Below are 20249 nucleotides of genomic sequence, written 5' to 3'. Positions count from 1 at the left end.
CTTATTTCATACCTTAAGTTAACCTAATAGTGCTTCATATGGATCTTCCAACGCTTTAACTATCCAGTTCATGAAAGAGGCGCCTTCAGCCCCGTCAATTAACCGGTGATCGTAGGACAGACTAAGGGGGAGAATACTTCGAGGTTCAAAATTACCGTCAATATAAACGGGTTTAATACTAGCCCGGGAAACGCCCAGGATTGCCACCTGAGGATGATAAACAATTGGTGTAAAATTGGTCCCCCCGATACCACCTAAATTGGAAATGGAAAAGTTACCTCCTTCCATCTCATCATTGGAAAGCCCTTTTTCCCGAGCTTTCTTAGCTATTTTAGAAATTTCAACCGACAAGTCTTTAATACTTTTTTGATCAGCATTTTTTATAACGGGTACTAGCAAGCCTTTTTCGGTAGCCACCGCAATACTAATATTCACATACTTTTTAAGGATCATTTCTTTCCTATCCGGGTCTATACTAGCGTTAAACATAGGAAATTTATGTAATGCGGTGGCTACCACTTTGGTTAGTATAGCGGTAAGGGTAAGCTTTCCTCCGGCCTTTTCAACTTTTTCTTGGTGATCCTCTATATAACTTTCAATACCCGAAATATCGGCCTCCCCGAACTGAAAAACATGTGGGATAGATTGCCAGGACTGTAAGACATTTTCTGCAGTGATTTTTTTTATATTATTTAGAGGCTTGGTTTCTACTGGCCCCCATTTCCTAAAATCAGGTAGCCTAGGCGTCGCAGCACCGGGCTTTTTACCTTGCCCCTCTTTATGGTTTCTAACATCTTTTTCAGTAATTCTACCATTCTCCCCACCCCCATCTATATCCTGAATATTAACACCAAGTTCACGGGCCAGACGTCGTACGCCTGGGGAAGCATAAACTTCTATTGAGGACTTTTTGTCACCAGCCTTATCTTTTTCAGATTTCTCAGATGATTTTTTCTTCTTATCATCCTTATCCTCATCTTTAGCGGTATCTTTACTTTCATCTTCTTGCTTAGCAGACCTTTCGTCATCTTCTATTTTTTCTTTAGAATTGTCTTTTGTTTCTCTTCTCTCTTTTTCTTCTAAAGTTTTTTTCTGCTTTTTCTCTTTTTTCCCTACTGTGTCACCTGATTCATCGTTTTCTTCTGAACCCTCTTCAGCCTCTTCAAGGATGACAATTACATCTCCTACACTCACCTGATCTCCTTCATTTACCTTTATTTCTTTAACCGTTCCGCCAGAAGTGGAGGGAATTTCAGTTGAAGCCTTATCGGTTTCTACCACAATAACTCCTTGATCTTCTTCAATTTTATCCCCTTTGGAAACGAGTATTTCGGAAACGTTCGCGGTATCAACACCTTCTGATATTTGCGGTACTTTTAATTCTATTGCCATAATAAGATTTTTATGCCGTCCTTGGATTGGTTTTCTGCGAATCTATTTTTAATTTTTTAGCCGCCTTTTTTAATTCTTCAGCACTTATTTTTTCCTTTTTAGCCAGACCATAAATCGCTGCGTAGGCGATATGTGCAGCATTCACTTCAAAGAATCCGCGAAGAGCTTCCCTATTATCGCTTCTACCAAAACCATCGGTTCCCAAACTAATAAGATCATCTGGAAAATAAGTGGCTAAGCTTTCAGGAAGTGCTTTTACATAATCTGAAGCAGCAACGAAAGACCCTTTTTCACCTTCCAATTTTTGTTCTATATAATTTTTTTCTTTGTTTATCTGAGCTTTTAACCTATTGTTGCGCTCGGTATCAATAGCATTATCATATAATGCCTTATAGCTGGTTATACTCCAAATATCGGTGCCCACATCAAATTCTTCTTCCAGGATTCGTCCTGCTTCAATTACTTCCTTCATAATGGCGCCACTACCAAATAAATGTGCCTTTCTTGTTCTTTTACGTAATTTAGAGTTTTTGAATTTATACAGGCCATTAAGGATGTCATTCTCATCTAAATCCTTAGCCATTTTGGGCATTGAATATGTATCGTTACTAATGGTAACATAGTAGAAAACCTCTTCCTTATCTATATACATTGTTTTAATTCCTTCTTTTACAATAACCGCAAGTTCATAAGCAAAAGCAGGATCATAAGCCCTTAAATTAGGAAAGGCCAGGGCGTATAAATGACTTTGGCCGTCCTGATGCTGTAAACCTTCACCCGGTATACTTGTTCTTCCTGCAATTCCTCCCATTAAAAAACCTTTTGCACCGGCATCTGCAGCAGCCCACATGAGATCACCTGTTCGCTGAAAACCAAACATGGAATAAAAGAAGTAAAAGGGAATGGTATTGATGCCATGGGTAAGATAAGTTGTTCCTACAGCTGCAAACTCAGCCATACAGCCTGATTCAGTAATTCCCTCTTCTAAGATAGCGCCGTTTTTGGACTCCTTATAGTAAAGTAAACTTTCTTCATCTACAGGATCATATTTTTGACCCTGGGGGGCATAAATCCCAGCCTGTCTAAAAAGAGATTCCATTCCAAAGGTTCGGGATTCATCAGGGATAATTGGGACAATCAATTTTCCAATATTTTCATCTTGCATCAGTTTAGAAAGAATCTGAACCATAGCCATTGTAGTGGCAACCTGATCTTCCCCTGAACCTTTTAAAAAACTTTCAAAAATCTTTGAATCCGGAGCCTTTAATATGGGACTTTTATCTTTCCGTTGCGGAAGATAACCGCCCAGGCCTTTTCTTTTTTCCCGAAGATATTTTAATTCTTCACTGTCGTTCTTCGGCTTGATAAAAGGAATTTTCTGCAATTCCTCATCGGAAACTGGAACCTTGAAAAAATCTCTGAATTCTTTAAGTTGCTCCTTATCAAATTCCTTGGTTTTGTGAGACACATTACTAGCTTCGCCAGCACTACCCTGGCCATAACCCTTTATGGTTTGGGCAAGAATTATAGTAGGTTTTTCCTTAGTTTCTACAGCAACTTTATATGCGTTGTAAATTTTCTCTGAATCATGTCCCCCACGTTTAAATTTTTTCAATTCTTCATCTGAATAGTCTTCTACAAGCTTTTCCAGATCTTCATCATCACCAAATAATTCCTTTCGTAGAATTTCTCCATCGCTAAAGGCATATTTCTGAAGTTGGCCATCGGGAAGTTCATTTAATTTTTTAAGAAGTTTTCCGCTACTATCCTTTTCAATAAGAGCCTCCCATTGTTTCCCCCACAGCAGTTTTATAATATTCCAACCGGCCCCTTTAAAAAGTCCCTCAAGTTCCTGAATAATCTTGGCATTACCCCGTACAGGACCATCTAATCGCTGCAAATTACAATCTATCACAAAAATAAGGTTGTCCAACTTATCCCTGGAAGCGATATTAATTGCTCCCCGGGCTTCAACTTCGTCCATTTCACCATCACCTATAAAGGCCCAGACCTTACTGGTATCCTCATCTATGAGCTCGCGGTTAAAGAGGTATTTATTGAAACGGGCACGATAAATGGCCTGTATAGGACCTAATCCCATAGAAACAGTTGGGTTACACCAAAAATCAGGCATTAAATGTGGGTGAGGGTAAGAACTGATGCCTTCTTTAGACTGAACTTCGTGCCGAAAATCTTCAAGGTTCCTTTTAGTCAACCGTCCCTCGATATAGGCTCTGGCATATATACCTGGTGAGGCGTGGCCCTGGAAAAAAACCTGATCCGCCACCTGGTTTTTATCGATCTTAAAGAAATGATGAAAACCCACTTCCCAGAGTTCAGCGATTGAAGCATAAGTAGATATATGACCGCCAATTCCCGGATCCGCTTTATTAGCCTTTACTACCATCGCCATGGCATTCCACCTGATATAAGCAAGAAGTTTTTCCTCCAGTTCTAAATCGCCGGGATATTCTTCCTCTTTGTCTTTTGGAATTGTATTTATATAAGGAGTAGTACGTAGCTCAGGAAGATCAATATCATGTTTCTTAGCTTCTTCCTGTAAAATCTGAAGTAGCTCTCCCGCTCTTTTTGTAGATTTATTTTTAATGACCCAGGTAAGGGAATCTATCCACTCCTGGTTTTCCTGACGAGTATCATCTTTTTTGCGATCAGCCATGCGTTAATGTTATGAAATTCGAAAAGACCTTCTTTACGCTATTGAGAAAATGAAAACAGAAAGGATATCGCTGACCTTATCATTCTGACAAAGTTCCAAACCCTTAAATCTTACTGAGGAATAGCCAACTCTTACCATTAATCCCAATAAAAATTATTTGATGTTTCCCATGTTTCTTCCTTGTAATTTATAAAATAACAAGCCTAATCTCAACTGATTAACATAAGATTATACAGGGATGTTAAAGAAGGGAAACTGAAAATTGTTTGTTATTTTTTACACTCTAAGGCTGATCATAAATTAAACCATATAGACTCCAGGGGAAATTCACAAAACAGTTTTCAGTTAACATACAAGAACTTTCCCTCCCTCCTCTACTAAATAAAGACCTTTTTCCTTAACTTTCTTGTCCGGTCATTCGAAATCAAAAGTTCAAACTGGGAAACCAGAATCCTAATAGATACCTTTATCTAAAGGGATGAGCAACTGATTCATGTAGTGCCTATGGGTATAGAGACCTGGTATTTTAATTATGACTATATTTTATAAAATTCCCCAAACATGGCACCCGGTAAAAGGGATCGAAAACTGGCTAAGGCTTATAACCCTCATCTTCCAGACTGAATAAGTATTTAGGAAATTGATCGAATTCCCTTTCCTCTCAACTCAAATAGATAAACAATAAAATGGGCAAGAGTTCAATGACCTTTTGTAGAAATTGGACAAGGACCTCCACCAATAATACCAGGATTTAAATTTTTAGTATTTATTTTTTGGTTGCCCGAACTACTACAAAAGAACCTTCTCCAGTTCCTTCTTTTGGTTCTTCGGTTTTTTGAATATTTTCTAAATCTTCAAAAAGGGTTTGTGAAAACACCAGGTTTTTAAACCCGGAAGCTTTTAATAATTCTTCAACTTCTGAGGTTAAATAAAACCGGGCGTTTTTATAAAAAGTACTTTTCCCCTTCTTCTCCTCATATTCAGTCCCAAGCTTACTCCCCTTATCGATAAAAGCTATTATGACATGTCCACCTTTTTTAATCACCCTATTGGCTTCCTTGAGGGCTTTTGGAAAACTATCCAGGTGGCAAATGGTAACAAACAAAACAAAATCAAAATGTAGGTCTTTATAAGGCAAATGTTCGGCCTTAGCCTTGACTACTTCCAATCCTTTTTCTATGGCGAGATTGCGCATGCTTGTGGCCGGCTCCACTCCTTCTTTAATTCCCAATGCTTTAGCATACCTTCCGGACCCTAATCCTACTTCAATTCCCAAGATATTTTCCGGTAGTGCCTGAAAATGTCCTCTAATAGCAAGAATCTCTGATTCAAATACCGCCGGGAATCGATCAAACCAGGCCTCGTATTCTGCTACGTGTGTTTCAAAAGGTTCTGTCTTGGCCATTTTATCAATAGATTAAAAATTATTTATTCTCTAACATTTTCCTTCAATATATAAATATCTACTTCCTTAATCAATGATTTATATCATTCAAGACTATCATACAACTCCCCCTGGCACCAAACCGATTATTTTCATGTAAGTCGCTTGGCATATTTTTGGGCAATATCAAGAAAATTTTGAGCCCGAATTGTCCATTTCGGATCGTTCTTATAACACTTCTCTTTAATATGCCAAATGGCAAAGCGTGTCCTTTGGCTTGCTTGTATACTTTTATAAAAATTAATTAGAGAATCCTGGACCTTATCCTGGGTTATTTCACGGTAAATTTTAAAAAAAACCTCTCCAAGATCTTGGTTTGCTAACAATTCACATTCAATGGACAGAAAAGATAATTCTTCGGCTGTATCAAGGATTCTTAGATCCTTATTAAATTCTAAGCAATCTATTATTAGAGGCTCATCATTTAAGTATATATGTTCCGGTTTAAGATCGCCATGGGCTTCAATAACTTTTCCCTTCAAAACTCTTTGCTTAAAAACTTCAGTTTCCCTATTAAGATAAGCATATTGCAAAGAGAAAATGCCCTCTAATTGTTCATAGGATAAATTAAATTCAGGATCTAATAATTTCTTTTGATTTGTTGTTATTTTCTCTTTTATCTTTTTATAATAATTCTCGGGATTAATTTTGGCCGCAGCACTATTTTTATAAAACTCAGAAAGTTTCGTTATTGCTTTATTCAAATATTTTTCATTTAAGCTATTATTTTTTAAGGCGTAATCCAGCATCTGCTCTTCATTCAAGCGCTTCATCTTCACCAACCACTCTATGGTCTCTCCAGAGCCATCCAGTTCAAATTTCCCACCTGGAGTTAAACTTAGCGGTATCACACCCAGGTAGATTTCTTTTGCAAGTCTTTTATTAAGTCGGAATTCCTCCATACAATTGAAGTGTCTATTTTCCAAAGTCCTGAAATCGGCCAAATCATACTTCACTGGTTTTTTCATTTTATATACATGCCGGGTGGTAAGAAAGAGAAATGACATGTGGGTTTCCTTCACCTGGAAATTTTCTGTACTTTCTTTATAATTGTTCCTATCCTTGAGAAAATCAACCTTTCTCAAAGTACTTACAGCCGCTATATTACTGTGCTTTTTATTCATCTTTTAGAAGATCTACCAGGGAACCCCCCGTTTGAATTCTTTTAATAGCCTCTGCAAAAAGAGGAGCCACGGATAAGACCTTTATTTTTCGTTGCAGCTTACTTTGCGTGAAATTTAAGGGAATGGAATCTGAAATGACGATTTGCTCAAAGGCATCATCGATTAAAATTTCACTGGCTTTGCTGGAAAAACAGGCATGGGTAGCAACGGCATAAACAGAATGAGCTCCTAAGTTAAGACAGGCCTTGGCAGCTCGAAGCATGGTACTGCCTGAGGCGATGAGATCATCTATTATGATAACATTTTTCCCTTTTGCCTGGCCTACTATGGTCTCCCCACTTATAACTCCCTTACTCCGCATTTTTTCCATGATGAGTAAGGGCAGGTTCTTTCCCGAATGCCTTTCTAAAACTTTCCTGAATTCATCTGCTCTTTTTACCCCTCCAAAATCGGGGGACATTACAGCAATTTCTTCTCCCTTTAATTTTTCATGGAAATAAGCTGCAAAAATATTTTTTGCCTCCAGGTGCTCAGTTTTGCACCGGAAAGCATTCTGAAAAGCCTGAAGATTATGCACATCTATATTTACAATTCTATCGATTCCCATAGCCTCGAATAATTGAGCCACATAACGTATAGTGACTGGATCACGTGGTTTTGTTCTCCGATCTTTTCTTGCGTAACATAAATAAGGCACCACCACACTAATACTTTTGGCGGAAGCATCTTTTACAGCCCCTACAAAAAATAATAAGCGGCATAGCATATCGTTAACACTTCCCTGCCCTCCACCATGCAAAGATTGAATAATAAATACATCCTGATTTCTAACATTCTCAAGCGGTCTGCTTTTATGCTCCCCATCTTCAAATTCCCGCTCTTCATGAGCTGAAAGGGTAAGACCTAAATCCTGGGCGACTTTTTCTCCAAATTCCCGGCTATTCTCTAGAGCGAATACTACCATATTTCCTCTGCGTTTGAGTTGAAAGGAATTCCGTGAAAATTAATTATTCAGAAATACCCTTTTTTCTAAAATTAACCCAACCTGGTATAAGCTACAATGAGAAAAATCATTCTAATAAGGCAATGAGCATATCCCTTAATCTTTTCCGAACAATTTGCACAAGGAAATTATTGCCCAAATCAGCTTATGCTAAAAGTTCAATTGACGCAGCTTTCTTGTAAATAAATACAATGCATTAATAAAGGGGATTCCTTATAGAATAGCTTTTAAAAACCTGATATATAGGTTCAAGACAAAAGGCCCTTCTACTATCTTGAGTTTGTATCTAAAAGTAATTCACTCCCTCCCACTTCCATTAGCCTATTAATTTGTGTCCAAATTAAATTTGAACACCTCTAATTCTACATTTTATTATTACTTTATTATTCTTTTAATGTTCTTCGCAGGAAAGGACCTTTAGTTCCAGATTCCGATTATTTTTTTTGAATTACACAACACATATGATCCAACGTTATGAAGTCCCTGCCCCCTGCCCCAAGAGGGAAAATGCAAAATTCGATAGTGTTGATATATTGGCAGCGGTGGGCCATGAGATCCGTAATCCATTAAATGCCATCATCGGACTCTCTCAACTTCTCTATACTGCCAATTCCATGGAGGAGGTGAAAAACTACACCGAAGGTTTGATGCAAACCTCTGAGCATCTTAGGGAAATGGTGAATAACCTTCTTGACTTCAGCAAGTTCAGATCGGGTAAACTGGAAATGAATTTCAAATCTGTAGCCCTGAAAGAAACCCTTGCCTCACAATTAAGTGGTCATAGGCTGGTGGCTGAGAGAAAAGGTCTAAATTTTTTTATGGATATGGACAAGGCTATTCCGACCAGAGTGGTATTGGATTCCCTTAAACTAGGTCAGGTGATATTGAACCTCATTTCGAATTCCATTAAATTCACCAGTTCCGGTTCTGTAGGCCTAAGAGTGGTGCTGATCCGAAAAACAGATTCAGATGTTCAACTTTTATTCTCAGTGGAGGATACAGGGATGGGGATCTCTAAAGAACACCTTGAAAAGATTTTTAGGGCTTTTCATCAGGGAGATGGAGAAACCAACATAAACTTTGGAGGAACTGGGTTGGGTTTGGCCATTAGTAAACAACTTGTAGAAGCCATGGGAGGCAGCCTTGTTGTAGAAAGTGCACCCGGTTACGGTTCAAAATTCAGTTTTAAACTTAGGGCGCCAATAGAAGAGCAAGAGGACATCCGACCTCTTCCTACGAACTCTTGGAAGTCCTTAAAAGGACTTAAAATTCTGCTAGTGGACGACAGTAAACTGAACTGCATGATCGTTCAAAAATTCCTGGAATCCAAGGAGATGTTATGTACTACTGCTGAAAATGGGGCAGCGGGACTTGACCTTATACCTCAGCATGATTTTGATGTGATCTTAACAGATCTTAAAATGCCCGAAATGGACGGATATGAGTTTATCGAAAAATTCCTGGAGTTTGATCCAGTAAAACATAAAACGATCCCTGTGATTGCACTAACGGGTTCATTGTACGGACATGGAGGAGAAGAGTTAAGAAAAAACGGATTTTCAGATTATCTTTTAAAACCTTTTGGACCTGAAGAATTGTTCTCTACTATTCTGGCCAATAACAATAAAAAATGATATTTGGTCAATCGGAGGCTGGGAACATGCGTCTAATAATTTTATGTTAAGCCAGATTCATTTAGTTTGAGATGAAAACTCAGGGGCATACATATTTTCTAGGATTGTGATTCCATAAAAGAAATTTCCGGTGGCTTTATAAATTTTTAGGGTTCCATTTTTTAAATCCTTTCTCTTTTTGGAATTGTATTAGCTCAATAAAATCATTTCAGTAAAATTGGAGGGTTATTTCGATCTACCAAAATTCAAGGTAAATTCCGGAAAAGATCAGGGTCTATCCAAAATGTTTTTCATCAAAAAAAGGTAATGCCAGGTACGGAGTTAAGTAACGGTTTTAGCAACGGGAGTGCCTTTTAAGCCCGCCTCGACAAGATAGGCCATGAATTCAACAAAAGGTTTGATATTTTGGTGTGCACTAGCCTGTTCCAGACTCTCCATATACCGATCCCGTTCTTCATTAGGAATAATGGTCCAGGGATATCCTCCAGGTGCAAGCATCGCATTCATCAGGAATCGCCCCATACGGCCATTCCCATCCATATAGGGATGGGTATAGACAAAGATAAAATGTCCCAGGACCGCTCTAACACTAGCCTCTTCTTCTTCGGCTAATAATTCAAATAGCAGAGGCATGACATCACGGACATGTTCATGATCCATGGGTATATGTTTGGATTTTCCAATATATACCTCATTACTCCTATAACCCGCCAGGTCAGCCGGTTTTAATAGGCCCATACTCACACTCGGAGAGAACAATTCTCGATACCAATCCCGGTGGTCATCTTCTGCAACATCCCCCGCGTTTTCTCCTTTTAGAATACGAGAAATACTCTCTTTCACTACATTAAAAGCCTGCCAGTAACCGCGGGCAGCAATCGCATCCTTTTGTTGTCTATTCTCTTCAGCATCCCAGGTACCACTTTTTACTTTTTCTATGAGCTCAGGAGAAACTCTGTATTTTTCAATGGCGAGCGAATGATAGGCATCGGTCACGTAAATCTCTTCTATTTTATGAATATAGGCAGCAATATCTTCCGGTAAGCCAGGTGCTGCGGGAAAAACATCAATTACGGCCTGCTCCATATTTTGCCACATAAGCCGGAATCTATTTACAAAAGGGGAACGTTGGCGCCTGTCAAATTCAATGGATGTCGGTTCCTTAAAAGGATCCTGCTCTCTGACATCGTAACCTGCGGACTGCATCGTCTTTAGTATATTATCGGCGATTTTTTCCTGCCCCAAATTACGATAAGCACCAACTAATCTTCCGGCAATAGTTGAATGACCTCCTTCCAGTAAAGGTTCCAATAGTTCGGAAGCATCACGGATCATCATCAGTGCGGTTCGGGTATCAATTGCATGACTGGTATAAATAGAAGGAGTACTAAAAATAATGGCAGTAGTTAAATTCAACATACGAACCCCTTGTTTGATCTCTATTTGACCGATTTCCGAAAGAGGAGATCTCATGACAAAGATCGATGTCCCAAAGAGCAATTTGGTTAATGAATTGTTGCCCTTGGAAGATCTAACTATCAATTGTGATGGAACGGTAGTATTTCCGGAATGGAGCATTAATGATTGTTCTGCTGAAATACAGTAATCGTCTCCGTACCTATCTTTTAGATACCTGGAACAGAATTCCCAAAAGGAGGTATACCAGGAAGTACTGTTTCCTACTTCTTCATCAAGTGGAGTCCCTATGTACCATCCTTTTACAACTTCTCTGATAAAGCCATTATCTACTAATCGTTCCCGATGAAGTCGGGAAAGGTCATTAGCTTTGATCGCCATAACTCCTTTATCCTGAAGTTCCTTAAGTTGTTGCAAAGAAACTGCCAATTTTTCTGAGGGAGTAGCCATTTTAGATTATTTTATCACTGCCAGTATCAAAAACCTACTTTAATACTTTTAATGATTTTGCGTTAAAATTATTAATTGACGTTGTGCTAAAATTATTAATTGACGTTGTGTTAAAATTATTAATTAGTGCAAATTTAGCTGTAGAACTTGAATTATAAAAGCTTTTTGTAAATTCTAATCTTTTAAGATCCCTTTTATAAGGGATTTACTATCACAGGTAATTCGGGAATAAAGTTGACCAGTTGCTAGTTGATTTTTCTTTTATGGATGAAAAAAGAAATTGAAAAGGTTTGACTGGTACGCATTGCTTTGTTCTTTAAATAAAACAATAATTAAGTACGAAGTCAAATTGCCAATACGAGTTTTAGATCATCGGCTCATCAAAAATACAAAAAATGGACTCACGATAACTCCTATTTCCTTTAACATTATTTGTTGGATTTTGAGCATAAAAAAGGTAACTACATGAATTTCATATAATTACCCTTGTATGTATTTCTTTCTGAAATATTAAAAAGTCGGGATGACAGGACGACGTAACATCGTCTGGGACACCCCGTGTTTAAAGGGCTTTAACAGTTTTTAACACTTACGAACTCCCGATTAACTCAACATCTTTTAGATAACTTATTGAATTTCAGTGTGTTTTCGCACTCTATAAATATAATCAATTTAAGTCTAATTTGATCTGAAGCCGAAAATGTATTACAATAATTTGATTCCATTTTATATCAATTAACTATAAAAAAATGCTTGAATAGAATACCCCAAACTAAAATCTTGACCTATAATTTTCTAATGATATCAAAATTTCACGCTAATATTCCTCAATAAAACATTGATTTGAAGTAACCTAAATTTTCAATTCAGGAGACAGGCTAATCCAAAAAGAAATTTGATCTTTAAACAGAAGCATCAATTGTAGTACCCTTTCTATATTCCCATTGCCCTATAAGAACTCGTTACCCCAAAATGCGTTTGTAGAAAAACCGCCAATACCTCCTGCATCAAAAACCCGAAATCTCAGAATGGGGTTGAGAATCCCGGGTAACATCCTCTGGCAATTCAAATGTCTTTCGAAACCAAACCGTTCATCAAAATCCTTCAATGCCTCCAAATTCTTCCAAGTTTTTCCCGCAACTTCCATAGCCTTCTATCCCTGATATAGGTTGAATACTAAAGTCAACTATTTATGAAAGTAATCGTTTAATTAATTAAGAAGAAAAGGGAGTTTTCTGCTAAATTCAAACAACAGATGGTTGCAGATTTTAAGAGTGAAAAATACAGTGTTCCGGAATTATGGCCTCTCCATAATATCTATCGATGGATTTATGAATTTCCTGACTTTAACGAGAAAGGATTTAGAGTTGTAGAAATGAAAGACAGTAGCTATGCAAAAATAAAAGAAATGGAAGCCCGGATGAAAGTAAGTGAAGCGGCCTTGGGCCGCAACAAATCCAGGTAGATTATTTCAAAAAAATGATCGAGTTAGCTAAGACTGAGCTTGACATCAACTTTTAAAAAACTACAACACTCCATAATCAACTGGTTCAGGGAAAACAAAGAAAAAATAAATTATTCCATGAATCAGCTCTATAAAAGTGCCGGTATTAGTAAACAGGCTTTACAGTAATATGCTCGTAGGCAAGCTGTTTTTGATCACCAACTGATACAGTTGCTGGAAGAGACCGATGATCTTAGTAGAGTGTAGAAACCTTTATACAGTTAGCCCACCGCTTAAAGAAAAAAATGAAATATAGGCGAACTATTATTGCAGAAAAGATCTATTATCCTGACCAGATAAAAGGGCTGGAGATTAATGCCCTTTCCGTAGTGTGGCAATCTGATATTACTTATTATAGGGTAAAAGACAAGTTTTTTTCCTTTATTTATCATTGATGTCTACTCCCAACAAGTGGTAGGTTACCAAGTCAGATCACATGAAAGAAAGCTTACACCCTTAGGATGGCTCTAAAAGGGCACAAAGCTTTAGAAATTTATTATTCAGACAGTGATTACCAAACCCTGTACTGATTTACTAAAAGCTAATTCTACAACGATAAGTACGGCTCTTAGCGCATAGAATAATTCCAATGCAGAAAGAATAAACAAGAATATTTGGATCACTGGAAATCATAAACTTTTAATCATTTAAAAACTCAGGTAAGGAAGGCCGTCACAAACAAATATTAAAAGGTCCCATTATTATTTAGGGAAAAAGAGTCCGAAAGAATTTATCAATTATTGGTTAACTATTAAACCTGAGAAAAGACCAGTAATTACTATTCTTAATAATGAAAATTAATATCTAAAACCGGTCCACACTAATCAAGGAAGAGCATTCCAATAGCCAACGGTTGAAAAGCCTCATCATTCAGTGTCTCGGCCTCAGTAAAAAAATGTCCAGCTGATTTTATGATTATTAAATGCTTTTAAAAGCTAACTATTTTCATATTGCTTCATAGCTTTTTCCAATATGATATGCTGCTATTTCAAGTGAATCAGTGGGAACTACATTAGAGATGAATTTTCTGAATTCTTCACCTGGCTCCTGTAACAGCTTTTTTACCTTTTCAAATGCTGGCAATCTTCACCTAATATGGGTAAAAGTAAAATTAGCAAAACTTTTTAAGAGCTTCTAAAAATACCTTTGCCGTCTTTCCAAATTTAGGGCCTTCGGTTTTCCAAATAAACGTTCCTACCTTGTTAAGTGATCTCAAGATGAGAGTAATGAAACCTAGCTATAAATAGCGTTTATCTGCAGATTACTTAGAAGAGATACTCTGCATTATCAAACCACAATGGATCTAATGCTTTTTGCAAAATCCTTTGTCTTTTCTAAATTCCTTCGCATTACCGCTCTTAATTCTGGGTAGGCTTTTACTTGAATACCATGGACATTCTTATTTTCAGAACATTTTAGCAATTTAATATCCCCCAAATGACTTTATCATTTGGTCTGTCTTACATTCTCTTAGATACCTGGTCTTATTTAATGGCTTCGGATGATTCCAATTTCCAAACCTCTTAATTCTGCAAGCCCTCTTAATCTGCCTATAGCTGAATAGCCGGGATTTGTTTTCTTTTTAAGATCATCCAGCATCTGATGTCCGTGGTCGGGACGCATTGGTAGCCGATGATCTTTTCTTCCCTTCCCAATTCTTTTCTGTTGTTCATTTATCAAAGCTTTCATTACCGCATACATATCTACATCTCCATATAAATGATCAGCTTCATGAAAATTCCCTTCTTTGTCCCTACTGGTACTTCTCAAATGAATAAAATTAATACGGTTACCAAGCCTTTCTATCATCCCGGGCAAGTCATTCTCTTTTATTACACCGTAGGATCCGGTACAAAAACATAGTCCATTGTTAGGACTGTCAAAAGCTTCCAACAGCATTTCTGCATCTGCTTCGGTACTTATAACCCGGGGAAGTCCCAAAATTGGGAATGGGGGATCATCGGGGTGAATGGCCATAAGCACTCCTGCTTCTTCAGCTGTAGGAATAATTTCTTTTAAAAATGCATAAAGATTCTCTCTGAGTGCCTGTTCTCCTATATTCTGATATTGATCCAGCACAGCCTGAAACTGATCCAGGGTATATCCTTCTTCTGCTCCCGGCAAACCTGCTATTATATTATTTACCAGTAAATCTTTTTCCTTTTCAGATAACTGCTCCAGAGCGGCCTTTGCGGCCTGCTTTTGTTTCTCAGAATACATCTTTTCTGCTCCGGGCCTTTTCAAAAGAAATAATTCAAATGCGGCAAACTGAGCCGCATCAAAACGCAAAGCTCTTGAACCATCGGGCATTTCAAAAGCAAGATCTGTACGAGTCCAGTCCAACACCGGCATGAAATTGTAACATACAGTATCAATTCCGCAGCTACCCAGATTCCTGATGCTTTGTTTGTAGTTCTCTATGTAATCCTGATATTTTCCTGTACGCTTTTTGATATCCTCATGCACCGGAATACTTTCAACTACAGACCAGGATAAACTAGAAGCTTTCACCTCCTGTTTTCGTTTATTAATATCTTCTACCGTCCATACTTCCCCATTAGGGATGTGGTGCAACGCGGTAACAATTCCTGTAGCGCCAGCTTGTTTTATATCTTGAAGACTTACCAGGTCCTTAGGTCCATACCATCTCCAGGTTTGTTCTAGTGCCATAATTTTGGTTTTAATATTTTATACTCCGCTAAAGCTGCTAAAACCTCCATCTACAGGAACAACAATTCCTGTGACGAATTTGGATCCGTTACTACAAAGCCACAATAAAGTTCCTTCAAGATCTTCGGGTTCTCCAAATCTCCCCATTGGAGTATGATCGATAATTATTTTTCCTCTTTCAGTAAGATCTCCATTTTCGTTGGTCAATAAACTACGATTTTGTTCTGTAAGGAAAAATCCCGGTGCAAGGGCATTTACTCGAATGTCTACCTTAGAAAAATGAACCGACAGCCATTGAGTGAAGTTGCTTACCGCTGCTTTTGCACCGCTGTAGGCAGGAATTTTTGTTAATGGTCTTAAGGCATTCATGGATGAAATATTGATCACTGAGCATCCTTTTCTTCCTATCATATCTTTGGCGAAAATCTGGGTGGGAAGCAATGTTCCAAGAAAATTAAGATTAAAAACAAATTGAATACTGTCGTAATCAAGATCAAAGAAAGTCTTCAATTCTTCATCCGCTTTAAGATCCTCTTCAAATAAATGCGTTTTGGATGTTGTTCCTTTAGGATGATTTCCTCCTGCACCATTGATCAGAATATCGCACGGCCCTAAATGTTCATTGATATCGCGATGTGCCTGTTGCAAACTGTCCTTTTTTAGGACATTAGCACTAAAGGCTATGGCATTTCCACCTTTTTCTTTAATGTTCGAGACCACGGTTTCCGCAGCATCTAAGTTAAGATCCACAATTGCTAGTTTTGCTCCCTGTCTTGCCAAAGCTTCGGCCAGGGTACTACATAATACTCCGCCTCCACCTGTTACAACAACCACTTTATTTTTTAATTCTGTAAATTTAGGTTCCATTAGTTAGTTTTCTTTATTTGATTTTTTGATAATAAATAAATTAGGCTGAAATTATAATTCTCCTTCTTCCTCCAATTATTCAAGCTTAGCATCATTTGCCACATATTCTTTTTGTGAGGGCAATCCGTTTTTTCCGGTTCCCAGCCAAAATAAATTGATTCGTTACTGATCAAAATGATAATTAAGGACAAAGTTAAAGTAACAATATTAGGAAAAATTTTATGAATACAATCGATTGTACAATTTTTGTTTAAAATTCTTTTAATCGAAAAGGCCTGGCAACCACAAACTGATTGCTGGGATAAAGGTTATCAATAAAAGTACGATTACCATCACTACATAAAGTGGCAGAAGAGGCTTAATCACTTTCTGTATGGTAGTTTTGGCTACACTAACCCCAATGAAAAGCACCGAGCCCACTGGAGGTGTGCTAAGACCCACGCACAAGTTCATCACCATGATAATCCCAAAATGCACGGGGTCGATCCCTAAACTATGCATTACCGGTAAAAATATAGGAGTAAAAATGAGGACGGCAGGAGTCATATCCATAAATGTTCCAACGAATAATAACAACAAATTAATAATAAGTAGGATCATAAATTTATTATCACTTAACCCCAGTAGTACTTCACTTACGGACTGTGGAATATTCTCGAAAGACATCACCCAAGACATACTCATTGATGTGGCAATTAGGAGCATTACTATAGCTGTAGTACCCACGGAATTGAGGAATACCTTGTAAAGTTTTTTCCAGGTTAACTGCCGGTAAATGGCAGATAGAATCAGGGTATACAATACGGCGATTGCAGAAGCTTCGGTCGCCGTAAAAATTCCTGAAACGATCCCACCAATTACAACGATCAAAAGGAAGAGACTTGGGAAAGCGTCAAAAAATGTATAGAGAATTTTTTTAATACTACTGCTTTCTCCTTGAGGATATTTCTTCTTTTTAATCCAGAAAGCGGCGGTAAGCATAAGGGCAAGGCCCATTAAAATACCGGGAATATAACCTGCAAGGAAAAGGGAAGCAATAGAAACCCCTCCGCTGGCAAGGGAATAAACAATAAGAACATTGGACGGTGGTATCACCAACCCAGTAGTGGAAGCTGTTACATTTATTGCAGCACCAAATTCCCTGGAATAATTTTCTTTTTCCATTCTTGGTCCTAAAATTCCTCCAATTGCCGAGGTAGCTGCTACTGCAGAACCAGAAATAGCCCCAAACAACATCGCGGCAATTACATTCACATAAATCAAACCTCCAGGCAGTGCACCGATCAAAGCTTTGGCAAAATCAATTAATTTTGTAGCAATTCCGCCCTGATTCATAATCTGTCCTGCAAGAATAAAAAAGGGAATGGCAAGCAACGAAAAGCTATCTAAGCCTGTGGCCATACGCTGGGCTACTGTTGTATAGGCCGCCATAGAATCTATGGAAACCAACATAGTGAGCACACAGGAAATTCCAATAGACCAAGCGACCGGCACTCCAATACTTAGCAGGATTAAAAAAGAAACAACCAGAATTAATATTTCTAACATTATACCAAATACTGTTTAGGGTTCAAAAGCTCATTAATTTTATAGATGATCACGAGCACCCCGCTAATAGGCATTACCATGTAAACAGCTCCCAGTGGAATATTAAGTGCAGCCGAGGTTTGGCCCAGCAAATAATTTAAATACACCAGGTTGCTACCTCCAATTACCAATACTACAAGACAAAAAAGAATTATAAGAATATTAATCCCTATTCTAAGCTTAATTCGGTTTTCCGGCTTTAATTCCGGCGCTAAAATATCTATAGAAAGATGTTGCTGCTGTCCAGAAACATAGGCTGCTCCTAATATGCCTATCCATATTAATAGGTATCGAGCTATTTCTTCAGTATAAGAACTCGAGGCTTGTAGGATATATCTGGAAAACACCTGCCAGGAAACGGCTGTAACCATTACAATCATTAAAAAAACCAGGAGCATCCCCAAAATTTTATCCAGAATAGGTTTCATAATCTTTTATTTTATAGCCTGTATAGCATCAATGATTTTATTCATTTCCGGGTCTTTGGAAAATTCTTCATACATAGGCTGAACCATTTCCCTAAAATCTTCCTTGTCAGTATAGGTTACCTTCACACCTGCTTTTTGAATTTCTTCCAAAGCTTCCAGTTCAGCCTCGCGCCATAATTTCTTTTCATGTTCCGAAGATTCCATAGCAGCCTCTTTGAGCCATTCTTTTTCCTTTTCTGAAAGTTTATTCCAAACAAGGGTGCTTATAAGCAACTCGTCCGGAGGGGCGGTATGTTCATCTACCATATAATATTTACACACCTCATAATGCCTGGACAAATAGAAACTAGGCAAATTGTTTTCGGCCCCATCTACTATTCCCTGTTGCAAGGCAGTGTAGAGTTCGCCCCAGGCAATTGGTGTTGGGGAGCCGCCAAGCATTTGCACCATATTCATTGCAGTGTTGCTTTCCATAACCCGTAGTTTAAGGCCCTCCAAGTCTTCCGGACTGTCCATTGGTTTTTTACCATAAAAGCTTCTACTGCCGGCATCGTAAAACGTGAGACCTTTCAATCGTTTTCCTAATCCATCATTTAAAAATTTTTCGCCTAATTCACTCTCAAGAACTTTAAAGCGATGCTCACGATCCCGAAATAAAAAAGGAAGTCCGAAAACCTTTAAACTGGGTACAAAATTCTCTAAGACTCCTGTAGATACCTTTGTCATTCCCAAGCTTCCAATCTGCAGAAGCTCCAAAGCCTCCCGTTCAGTACCTAATTGTTGATTCGGGTAGATATCAATCTCTAAACTCCCGTTTGACTTCTTTTTTGCGCGCTCTGCCATAAAGAGCATGGCCTCGTGCACAGGGTGAGAAGTGTCGAGACCATGGGCCAATTTAATTACAGTTTTATTACCTATGAACTCCCCACATCCGGTAAAAATAAAAATCAGAGTTATACATAACCCAAGACCAATAATTCTATTATAACCTGCTTTTATCATTATCCTTTTCTTACTGAATTATCTCTTTATCCTTCCACTCACGTTACCGTTAACTACTTCCTGAACCTCTTCGACATTCACAAGGTTTACGTCTCCCACATGGGTGTGTTTTAAGGCACAAGCTGCAATGGCAAAATTCAAAACCTGGAGATCATCCTCAAAATTCCGCAATCCGTATAAAAGTCCGGCGGCAAAGGCATCTCCAGTTCCTATTCGGTCTATTACATCTGTCACCTCCAGTTCGCTGGTAGTAATAAACTTTTCCCCGGTCCAGGCTCTCCCATAAACCTTCTGCCAGGATGCACTAACACCGTTTCGAACTTTATCAAACACCTTCGTAATTCCAGGGCTGGCCCTTATCAAATTTTCACTGGCTTTAACAAAGCCCTTATCATCAGATGAATGATCGGTGTCCAGAATCTCATTTATTTCATTGACTCCCCCAATAAAGATATTAGACAGGTCGACTAAATTTTTTAAAACCTCCGGACCACTTTTGCCATATTTCCATAGATTGCTACGATAGGCGGGATCTGCCGTAACGTGGATCCCTTTTTGCTGAGCGATCTCTAAGCCTTCTTTTAAGGTTAAGTATGCACTCTCTGAAATAGCGGGTGAGATTCCAGACCAATGTAGATAATCACAATTTTCCAGAATAGTATTCCAATCAACCTGCCCGGGGGTTATGTTGGCAAAGGCACTATGCAACCGATTATAGGCAATTTGACTTGATCTCATAGCCGATCCAACTTCCAGGAAGTATAATCCCAATGGGTGAGCAACCTTGTTTACTGCTGAAATATCTATTCCAAACTTTCTCAGGCTAGCCAGGGCAGCATTTCCAACAATATCATCTGAAACATTTGCAATGTGTTGCACCTCAAGGCCAAAGTAAGCCAATGAAGCTGCCACATTCATTTCTGTTCCTCCAAAAAAGAAATCCAATTGGTGCGCCTGTTGAAACTTCCTGTTATCTGAGGGTGATAAACGCATCAGAACTTCTCCAAAGGTGACTACTTTAGCTTTTTGATTGGGATTACTTTTCATGTTG

The 20249-nt window shown here is 38.3% G+C and carries 15 protein-coding genes; 3 read left to right on the top strand and 12 right to left on the bottom strand.

Going from position 1 to position 20249, the window contains the following annotated elements:
- Window positions 1–18: 18 nt before the first annotated feature.
- The 5 genes from ACW6NC_RS11790 to ACW6NC_RS11770 all read right to left on the bottom strand — a co-directional run bounded on the left by ACW6NC_RS11790 (window position 19) and on the right by ACW6NC_RS11770 (window position 7601).
- Window positions 19–1392, bottom strand: coding sequence for a 2-oxo acid dehydrogenase subunit E2 (locus tag ACW6NC_RS11790; RefSeq protein ID WP_457866275.1), 1374 nt, complete (start codon window positions 1390–1392; stop codon window positions 19–21).
- Between the two features lie 10 nt (window positions 1393–1402).
- Complete coding sequence (gene aceE, locus ACW6NC_RS11785) at window positions 1403–4069, bottom strand: pyruvate dehydrogenase (acetyl-transferring), homodimeric type (RefSeq protein WP_457866274.1); 2667 nt, start codon at window positions 4067–4069, stop codon at window positions 1403–1405.
- A 766-nt stretch (window positions 4070–4835) separates the two neighbouring features.
- Window positions 4836–5474: a class I SAM-dependent methyltransferase gene (locus ACW6NC_RS11780; protein ID WP_457866272.1), complete on the bottom strand. Its 639-nt coding sequence runs from the start codon at window positions 5472–5474 to the stop codon at window positions 4836–4838.
- A gap of 131 nt (window positions 5475–5605) precedes the next feature.
- Window positions 5606–6637, bottom strand: coding sequence for a hypothetical protein (locus ACW6NC_RS11775; RefSeq protein ID WP_457866270.1), 1032 nt, complete (start codon window positions 6635–6637; stop codon window positions 5606–5608).
- Window positions 6630–7601, bottom strand: coding sequence for a ribose-phosphate diphosphokinase (locus ACW6NC_RS11770; protein WP_457866269.1), 972 nt, complete (start codon window positions 7599–7601; stop codon window positions 6630–6632). Before ACW6NC_RS11770 ends, ACW6NC_RS11775 begins: the two co-directional genes overlap by 8 nt.
- Window positions 7602–8101: 500 nt before the next feature.
- Between ACW6NC_RS11770 and ACW6NC_RS11765 the strand changes: the two genes are divergently transcribed.
- Window positions 8102–9274 (top strand): ATP-binding response regulator, encoded by a 1173-nt coding sequence (locus tag ACW6NC_RS11765; RefSeq protein WP_457866267.1) that lies wholly within the window; start codon window positions 8102–8104, stop codon window positions 9272–9274.
- Window positions 9275–9595: 321 nt separating this feature from the next.
- Here ACW6NC_RS11765 and ACW6NC_RS11760 read toward each other — a convergent pair whose 3' ends face one another.
- The gene (locus tag ACW6NC_RS11760; protein ID WP_457866266.1) at window positions 9596–11140 is read right to left on the bottom strand and encodes a Fic family protein; all 1545 of its coding nucleotides are present in this window, start codon (window positions 11138–11140) and stop codon (window positions 9596–9598) included.
- Window positions 11141–12395: 1255 nt separating this feature from the next.
- On the opposite strand from ACW6NC_RS11760, the gene ACW6NC_RS11755 reads away from it, so the two are divergent.
- Window positions 12396–12605 (top strand): hypothetical protein, encoded by a 210-nt coding sequence (locus tag ACW6NC_RS11755; protein WP_457866265.1) that lies wholly within the window; start codon window positions 12396–12398, stop codon window positions 12603–12605.
- Window positions 12606–12889: 284 nt separating this feature from the next.
- Window positions 12890–13039, top strand: coding sequence for a hypothetical protein (locus tag ACW6NC_RS11750; protein WP_457866263.1), 150 nt, complete (start codon window positions 12890–12892; stop codon window positions 13037–13039).
- 1093 nt (window positions 13040–14132) lie between these two features.
- On the opposite strand, the gene uxuA is transcribed toward ACW6NC_RS11750, so the two are convergent.
- The 6 genes from uxuA to ACW6NC_RS11720 all read right to left on the bottom strand — a co-directional run bounded on the left by uxuA (window position 14133) and on the right by ACW6NC_RS11720 (window position 20245).
- Window positions 14133–15314: a mannonate dehydratase gene (gene uxuA / locus ACW6NC_RS11745; RefSeq protein ID WP_457866262.1), complete on the bottom strand. Its 1182-nt coding sequence runs from the start codon at window positions 15312–15314 to the stop codon at window positions 14133–14135.
- Window positions 15315–15332: 18 nt separating this feature from the next.
- Window positions 15333–16181, bottom strand: a complete 849-nt coding sequence (locus tag ACW6NC_RS11740; protein WP_457866260.1) for an SDR family oxidoreductase — start codon at window positions 16179–16181, stop codon at window positions 15333–15335.
- Window positions 16182–16442: 261 nt separating this feature from the next.
- Window positions 16443–17729: a TRAP transporter large permease gene (locus ACW6NC_RS11735; protein ID WP_457866258.1), complete on the bottom strand. Its 1287-nt coding sequence runs from the start codon at window positions 17727–17729 to the stop codon at window positions 16443–16445.
- A complete protein-coding gene (locus tag ACW6NC_RS11730; protein WP_457866257.1) occupies window positions 17729–18196 on the bottom strand; it encodes a TRAP transporter small permease in 468 nt (155 codons plus the stop codon). The genes ACW6NC_RS11735 and ACW6NC_RS11730 overlap by 1 nt, the downstream gene beginning before the upstream one ends.
- Window positions 18197–18202: 6 nt before the next feature.
- Complete coding sequence (locus ACW6NC_RS11725) at window positions 18203–19198, bottom strand: TRAP transporter substrate-binding protein (protein WP_457866256.1); 996 nt, start codon at window positions 19196–19198, stop codon at window positions 18203–18205.
- Between the two features lie 18 nt (window positions 19199–19216).
- A complete protein-coding gene (locus tag ACW6NC_RS11720) occupies window positions 19217–20245 on the bottom strand; it encodes a sugar kinase (RefSeq protein WP_457866255.1) in 1029 nt (342 codons plus the stop codon).
- Between the last annotated feature and the right edge of the window lie 4 nt (window positions 20246–20249).

The organism is Salegentibacter profundi (assembly GCF_054121475.1).
This window is presented reverse-complemented; position numbering and strand designations above follow the sequence as displayed.